7 protein-coding genes are annotated in these 7,392 nt (G+C 63.5%); 6 read left to right on the top strand and 1 reads right to left on the bottom strand.

Going from position 1 to position 7,392, the window contains the following annotated elements; translation table 11 throughout:
• The coding region (locus MOV61_RS26870) for a cobyrinate a,c-diamide synthase (RefSeq protein WP_247138769.1) at positions 1-1,261 on the top strand (1,261 nt) is incomplete at its 5' end.
• On the opposite strand, the gene MOV61_RS26865 is transcribed toward MOV61_RS26870, so the two are convergent.
• Positions 1,258-1,665 (bottom strand): ACT domain-containing protein, encoded by a 408-nt coding sequence (locus tag MOV61_RS26865; RefSeq protein ID WP_247138768.1) that lies wholly within the window; start codon positions 1,663-1,665, stop codon positions 1,258-1,260. The two genes, MOV61_RS26870 and MOV61_RS26865, sit on opposite strands and share 4 nt — an antisense overlap.
• A 188-nt stretch (positions 1,666-1,853) precedes the next feature.
• Here MOV61_RS26865 and kynU point away from each other — a divergent pair, with 188 nt between their 5' ends.
• The 5 genes from kynU to MOV61_RS26840 form a co-directional block, all read left to right on the top strand.
• Positions 1,854-3,047, top strand: a complete 1,194-nt coding sequence (gene kynU, locus MOV61_RS26860) for a kynureninase (RefSeq protein WP_038547173.1) — start codon at positions 1,854-1,856, stop codon at positions 3,045-3,047.
• Positions 3,048-3,051: 4 nt separating this feature from the next.
• Positions 3,052-3,567: a MarR family winged helix-turn-helix transcriptional regulator gene (locus MOV61_RS26855; protein ID WP_080719242.1), complete on the top strand. Its 516-nt coding sequence runs from the start codon at positions 3,052-3,054 to the stop codon at positions 3,565-3,567.
• A gap of 144 nt (positions 3,568-3,711) precedes the next feature.
• A complete protein-coding gene (locus tag MOV61_RS26850; protein ID WP_038547176.1) occupies positions 3,712-4,860 on the top strand; it encodes an ABC transporter substrate-binding protein in 1,149 nt (382 codons plus the stop codon).
• Between the two features lie 74 nt (positions 4,861-4,934).
• Positions 4,935-5,969: a branched-chain amino acid ABC transporter permease gene (locus tag MOV61_RS26845; RefSeq protein ID WP_038547178.1), complete on the top strand. Its 1,035-nt coding sequence runs from the start codon at positions 4,935-4,937 to the stop codon at positions 5,967-5,969.
• 3 nt (positions 5,970-5,972) lie between these two features.
• Positions 5,973-7,392 (top strand): ABC transporter permease subunit (locus MOV61_RS26840; RefSeq protein ID WP_247138767.1); only part of this gene is annotated, 1,420 nt, incomplete at its 3' end.

The raw sequence follows: 7,392 nt of genomic DNA, 5'->3' as shown, positions 1-7,392 counted from the left end.
CAGCGTCACCATCGGCCTGCTGCGCGCCTTTGCCCGCCGCGGCGTCAAGGTGCGCGGCATCAAGACAGGCCCGGATTATATCGATCCGGGTTTCCACGAGGCCGCGACGCATCGGCCGGGCCTCAACCTCGACAGCTGGGCGATGGCGCCGGACCTGCTGCGGCACTTGGCGCGCGGACAGGCGGAGGATGCCGAGCTGCTTCTGATCGAAAGCGCCATGGGCCTTTTCGACGGCATCGTCAGCGAAGAGAACCGTTCGGGCGCTGCCTCCGATCTTGCCCGGCTGTTCCGCCTGCCCGTGCTGCTGGTGCTGGACGTCTCCGGCCAGTCCCAGACCGCCGGCGTGATCGCCTATGGCTTTGCCCATTACGATCCGACCGTGAAGATCGCCGCCTGCGTGCTCAACCGAGCCGGCAGCGAACGGCACAAGAAACTGTGCGGCGATGCTATCCAGGCGGCCGGGATTCCCGTGGTCGGCACCGTCCTGCGTGATCCCTCGCTGGTTCTGCCCGAGCGGCATCTGGGCCTGGTGCAGGCGAGCGAACACCCGGAAATGGACGCGCATATCGAGCGGCTGGCCGATGCCATGGAGGCCTCGCTCGACCTCGATGCGATCTATGCCGCCGCAAAACCCTTCAATATTCCCGGCGGTTCGACGGAAAAATCACTGCGTCCGCCCGGCCAGCGGATCGCGCTGGCGCAGGATGCCGCCTTTACCTTCCTCTATCCGCATCTGATGCGCGAATGGCGCTCCGCCGGCGCCGAGGTCGTACCCTTCTCGCCACTGGCCGATGAAGCGCCGGCTGTCGGCTGCGACGTCTGCTGGCTGCCGGGCGGATATCCCGAACTGCATGCCGGACGGCTTGCCGCAGCCGAAAATTTCAAGACCGGCCTAACGCGATTTGCGGAAACAAAGCCCGTTCACGGCGAATGCGGCGGCTACATGGTGCTCGGCGAAACGCTGGAGGATGCCGACGGCGTGACGCACGCCATGACGGGTCTCCTGTCCCACCGCACCAGTTTCGCCAAACGCCGGATGAACCTCGGTTACCGCCAGGCGGAGATCGCCGAGAACAGCCCGCTCGGCGGCAAGGGCGATACGATCCGCGGCCATGAATTCCACTATGCCAGCGTTGTTTCGCCGGGGACCGACCAGCCGTTTGCAACGATCGCCGACGGTGGCGGCAAGCTGATCGGTCCGACGGGCGGCCGGCGGGGCCTCGTCAGCGGCGCCTTTTTCCACGCGATTGCCCGCGGCTAACCGGCAGGGGTTGAAAGCGCCCTAAGCGCGACAACCGCCCGTTCCGCATCCGCCGCCGGCACGAAGATGTGGTCGTGGTAATAGGCCGCGACGACATTGGCGCTGATGCCCTCCTTGGTGAGTGCAGCCGCCATCGCCGCAGTCATGCCGACCGCCTCCAATGAAGAATGCACCATCATGGTGATGCAGCGAAGCGGCGTGCTGGAGGCGAGCTCGGCCTTTTCGGCAGCCTCTCTCGGCAGGATCAGCGTCAGGCCTTCCTTCTCGAAGAACAGTCCGATCGGCTTCAGCGCCAGATAATCGTGCATTGTCTCGGGCGGCACGGTCGCATAGACGAATTCACCGTCGACAAGAACCGGCTCAAGGCTCGCAAGCAAGGTGGAAAGGTCGGTGATTCCGCTCATGAGGCCTCCAAAGATCGCTCCATAACCGAGGTTAAGACGGCGATCTACGACCCGCAAGACCCGATATCGCCTCCAAAATAATCGCCCGCAGCGCAAATCCGTCTTGCGCGTCCCTCGCCAGCTTCTAGTCTGCGCTGCTACGAGGCTAAGCCCCTCGAACGATTGGTTTCCAACAGCAAGGTGTTCCGGTGACGGATTTCGAAAAGACCCGCTCGCTCTTCTATCTGCCGGAGGGCGTGATCTATCTCGACGGCAATTCGCTCGGACCGCTGCCGCTTGCAGCCAGGGAACGCGTCGCCCGGCTGATGACCGATGAATGGGGCGAGCTGCTGATCAAGGGTTGGAACAAGGCCGGCTGGATGGCAATGCCGCGGCGGATCGGCGACCGGGTGGCCAAGCTGATCGGGGCGGCGGAAGGCACGGTCGTCATGGGCGACACCCTGTCGATCAAGGTCTACCAGGCGCTCGCCTCCGCATTGGAACTGGTGCCGGAACGTAAGGTCGTATTGTCCGACAGCGGCAATTTTCCGTCCGACCTCTATATGGCGCAGGGCCTGATCGGCTCGCTCGGCAAGGGCCACGAGCTGAAGATCGTCGAGCCGGAAGGGATCGAAGCCGCGATCGACGAAACCGTCGCCGTGGTCATGCTGACCGAGGTGGACTATCGCACCGGGCGGCTGCACGACATGAAGGCGCTGACCGAAAAGGCGCATGCAGCCGGCGCGATCACCGTCTGGGATCTTGCCCACACGGCCGGTGCCCTGCCTGTCGATCTTTCCGGTGCGAACGCGGATTTTGCGGTCGGCTGCACCTACAAGTACCTGAACGGCGGGCCCGGCGCGCCGGCCTTCATCTATGTCGCGCCCCGCCATGCGGACAAGGTGCGGCCGGCGCTGTCCGGCTGGCTGGGGCACGAACAGCCCTTCGCCTTCGATCTCGGTTATCGTCCGGGTGGCGGTATCGACCGCATGCGGGTCGGCACGCCGCCGATCATCGGGCTTGCAGCGCTCGATGCAGCGCTCGATGCCTGGGACGGCGTCGACATGGGAGACCTGCGCCGCCAGTCGATCAAGCTCTGTGATCTGTTCGTCGCGGAAGTCGAAAGGCGCTGCCCGATGCTGAAGCTCGGTTCCCCCCGGGACGGGATGAAGCGCGGCAGCCAGATTTCCTTCCTGCACGATGAAGGCTACGCGATCATGCAGGCCCTGATCGCGCGCGGCGTGATCGGCGATTTCCGCGCCCCGAACGCCATTCGTTTCGGCTTCACGCCGCTCTATATCGGCGAGGCCGAGGTGTTGGGAGCGGTGGATATCCTCGAAGACATCATGACCAATCGCCTCTGGGACACCACCGAATATAGACAGCGGGCGCTGGTGACCTGAGCGGATGACGGAAGAACGGCCCACATCCCCCCGAAAGCTCTCCAAGGTCGTGCCCTACCGGCTCGCGCGCAGCAACGCGGAAATGATGAAGCTCGTCAGCCTGCTTTGCGAAGCCAACGGTTTCAAGCTGAATATCTGGCGGGTCATGTCCGCGATCGGCACCTATCGATCGATCTCGCCGATGGAGATCGGCAAGCTTACGACAATCGACAAGGCGATGGTGTCGCGTGCCATCCGCGAGCTTGTCGACCGCGACCTGATCGACCGCCGCGCCGACGCACGCGATGCGCGATGGGCCCAGATCCAGCTGACGACAGCAGGAACGGCCGTCTACGAAAAGATGGTGGCCGGCATCGATGCCCTCGAGAAACACATGTTCGGCGATCTGCCGCCCGAAAAGACCGCAGCCTTCATGGAGATGCTCGAACTGATCGAGCGTCGCGCCAAGTCGGCGCGTGAGATGGTGGAATTGAACGGCAAAGCCGGTTTGGCGCGGCTGTTGGGAAACGATGTCGAGTGAGACTTCCGCACTCCGACCACGTCCAGGCCGGGCCTCCGTAAGCTTTTCATAACCATTATCAGAATTGTTTACAAAGAAACAATCTCCCTGTAAACAAATGGCAGGGCGGGAGGAGATCGCCCGCTTTTGTCCTGGGAGGATCCTATGAAGAACCGGTTTTTTGCTGGGATGGCGCCCGTTGCCGCCCTGTCCATGTCCCTATTTGCAAGCTCTGCGCTGGCCGACATCACGATCGGCGTGACCATATCGTCGACCGGCCCGGGTGCGGCGCTCGGCATTCCGCTGAAGAACTCCGTCGAATTGTGGCCGACCGAAGTGGGTGGCGAAAAGCTGAAGGTCATTGTTCTCGATGACGCCGGCGACCCGTCCATCGCCACCACCAATGCCCGCCGCTTCGTCAACGACGACAAGGTCGACGTGTTGGTCGGCTCGGCACTGACCCCCGCTTCGATCGCCGTCGCCGGCGTAGCGGCTGAAAGCAGCACGCCGCATCTCGGATGCTCGCCGGTTCCGCCGAACATTTCCAAAGGCAAGTGGACCTTCATCATGCCGCAGGATGCCGGCCTGATCGCCAAGAACCTGTTTGCCAAGATGAAGGCCGACGGGGTCAAGACGGTCGGTTATATCGGCTTCTCGGATAGCTATGGCGACCTGTGGATGGGCCAGTTCAAGGCGATCGGCGAACAATACGGTTTGAAGGTCATCGCCGACGAGCGTTATGCCCGTCCCGACACCTCCGTTTCCGGCCAGGTATTGAAACTCGTTGCCGCCCGTCCGGATGCCGTCTTCGTCGGAGCCTCCGGCACCGGCGCCGCGCTGCCGCAGATCGGCCTGCGCGAACGCGGCTTTACCGGCAAGATCTACCAGACCCATGGCGCCGTGACCTTCGATTTCCTGCGCATCGCCGGCAAGGCTGCCGACAACACGATCTTCGCCTCCGGCCCGGCCATGGCGCCGGAAGCCCTGCCGGATACCGCGGAGACCAAGCCGGAAGGCATGGCCTACGTGACGGCCTACGAAAAGAAGTTCGGTCCCGGCACCCGCACCCAGTTCGGCCCACATATCAACGATGCCATGGCCATCCTGAAGAAAGCCATCCCGGTCGCGCTCAAGAAGGCAAAGCCCGGCACGCCGGAATTCCGCGCGGCTCTCCGTGACGCTATCGAAACCGGCGGTCCGTTCCCGGCAAGCCAGGGCGTCTTCAACTTCAAGGCCGACGATCACCTTGGCCTCGACGACCGCGCCGTCGTGCTATTCACAGCCAAGAACGGCAAGTTCGAAATCACCAAGTAAAGAGCAACTGAACGAGGCCCGGCGTCCGCGCCGGGCCTTTTTGCAGCGTCTTTTCTGTTATCGGGGGAAATTCTTTGGACGCGATGATTGCGACCTTCCTGATCCAGGATGGTGTCACCAATGGCGCGATCTATGCGCTCCTCGGCCTGGCGCTGGTCCTGCTCTTTTCGGTCACGCGGGTGATCTTCATTCCCCAGGGCGAGTTCGTCGCCTATGGCGCGCTGACGCTGGCGCTTCTCGACGGCGGCAAGGTGCCCGCCACCACCTCGCTTCTCGTCTGTTTTGGAGCGATCGCCTTTCTGTTCGATCTCTGGAGCATGCGCCGCGGCACCGATATCCGCACCTTTCTGCGCAGTCTCGCTCTTAATCTGGTGCTTCCCGGCGTGATTTACGGCATCACCATCGTGCTTGCGCCGCTGGCCTTGCCGTCCATCGCCAAGGCGCTGCTCACAATTCTGATCATCACACCCATGGGCGCCTACATCTACCGTATCGCTTACCGGCCGCTTGCCGATGCTTCCGTGCTCGTCCTGCTGATCGCTTCGATCGGCGTGCACCTCGCCATGATGGGGCTTGGCCTCGTCTTCTTCGGCGCCGAGGGCCTGCGTGCCGAACCGCTCGCCAACGACAACTACACGATCGGCTCGTTGATGGTGAGCGCCCAGAGCCTCTGCATCTACGGTGCGACGATCGCGATCATCGTCGGCCTCTACCTGTTCTTCGAGCGGACGCTGCTCGGTAAGGCGCTACGCGCCACCGCCGTCAACCGGCTCGGCGCCCGACTGGTCGGCGTTCGCACCCATCTGACCGGCATCACCGCCTTCACGTTGGCCGCGGCGATCGGCGCCGTTTCAGGCGTGCTGATTGGCCCGATCACCACGATCTATTACGACACCGGCTTCCTGATCGGGCTCAAGGGCTTCGTGGCGGCGATCATCGGCGGGCTTGCGAGCTTCCCGATCACCGCGATCGCGGCGATCGGTGTCGGGCTGGTCGAATCCTTCTCTTCCTTCTTCGCCAGCAGCTTCAAGGAGGTCATCGTCTTCGGGCTCATCATTCCGGTTCTGATCTGGCTGTCGCTGAGCGGCAGTTTCCACGAGGAGGAGTGAGCGATGAAGATCGAGCGTTTGCTTCCCGGCCTTGCCGGCATCGTTTTCCTGGCGGTCATCCCTCTCCTGCCGGTGCCGCCGTTCTGGCTGACGATCCTCAACAATATCGGCCTCGCCTCTCTGGTGACGATCGGCCTGGTGCTGCTGACCGGTGTCGGCGGCCTCACCTCGTTCGGCCAGGCCGCCTTCTGCGGTTTCGGGGCATATACGACGGCCGTGTTGAGCACGAATTACGGCTTTTCGCCCTGGCTGACCCTGCCGCTGTCGCTGATCGTCGGGGCGTTGACCGCCCTGCCGCTCGGCCTCATCACCGTGCGCCTTTCCGGCCATTTCCTGCCGCTCGGCACGATCGCCTGGGGCCTGGCGCTCTATTATCTGTTCGGCAAGATCGACCTCCTCGGCCGTTACGACGGCATTTCCGGCATCCCCCCGGTCGAAGTCGCCGGATATCGCTTCATGAGCGACGGATCGATCTATTACCTCATCTGGTTCTTCGTGATTGCTGTCGCGCTCGGCGCGAAAAACCTGCTGGACTCGCGGATCGGCCGCGGCATCCGCGCGTTGCGCGGCGGCGGCCAGGCGGCGGAAGCGTTCGGCGTCAACATCGTGCGCGCCAAGCTCACCGTTTTCGTGTTCGCCGGCGTGGTCGCGGCCCTTTCCGGCTGGCTCTATGCGCATATGCAGCGTTCGGTGAACCCGACGCCGTTCGGGCTCAGCATGGGCATCGAATATCTGCTGATGGCCGTGGTCGGCGGTTCGGGTCATGTCTGGGGCGCAATCTTCGGCGCCAGCATCGTGCTGATCATGAAGGACGTGCTGCAGCGTTTCCTGCCGGACCTGATCGGCACAACCGCCAATCTGGAAATGGTCGTTTTCGGCATCCTGCTGGTGGTGATCCTGCAGCTCGCCCGAGACGGCCTCTGGCCATTCGTCTTGAAGCTCCTGCCGAAGCGGCCCCCGCGGCCTCTGCCGACTTCCGACGACAGGCTTGCCAAGCGAACGCTGGCGCCGGCCGGCTCGTCGCTGATCAAGGTGGAAAAGGCGCGAAAAGCCTTTGGCGGCCTGGTGGCGGTCAACGATGTTAGTTTCGAAGTGCGGGCCGGCCAGGTCGTCGGCCTGATCGGGCCGAATGGCGCCGGCAAGAGCACGACCTTCAACCTCATCACTGGCCTCGCTTCGTTGACCAGCGGATCGGTTTTCTACGAGGGCCAGCCGATGACCGGCGACAGCCCGCGCGAAGTCGCCAAACACGGCATCGCCCGCACCTTCCAGCACGCGAAGATCCTGCCGGACATGTCGGTGCTGGAAAATGTGGCGCTCGGCGCGCATCTGCGCGGCTCGGCCGGTGTCTTCAGGAGCTTCCTGCGGCTGGAGCGCAGGCAGGAGGCGACGCTGTTGGCCGAAGCCGCCTTCCAGCTCGAAC

This window comes from Neorhizobium sp. BETTINA12A (assembly GCF_023006485.1).
Classification (GTDB): domain Bacteria; phylum Pseudomonadota; class Alphaproteobacteria; order Rhizobiales; family Rhizobiaceae; genus Neorhizobium.
Note: the sequence above shows the minus strand (reverse complement) of the source record. Positions and strands in the feature narration are given on the sequence as shown.

Coding starts and splice junctions, on each gene's coding strand:
- MOV61_RS26855 (WP_080719242.1), top strand. CDS start 3,052: ATGACGGAAGAACGGCCCACATCCCCCCGAAAGCTCTCCAAGGTCGTG.
- MOV61_RS26850 (WP_038547176.1), top strand. CDS start 3,712: ATGAAGAACCGGTTTTTTGCTGGGATGGCGCCCGTTGCCGCCCTGTCC.
- MOV61_RS26865 (WP_247138768.1), bottom strand. CDS start 1,665: ATGAGCGGAATCACCGACCTTTCCACCTTGCTTGCGAGCCTTGAGCCG.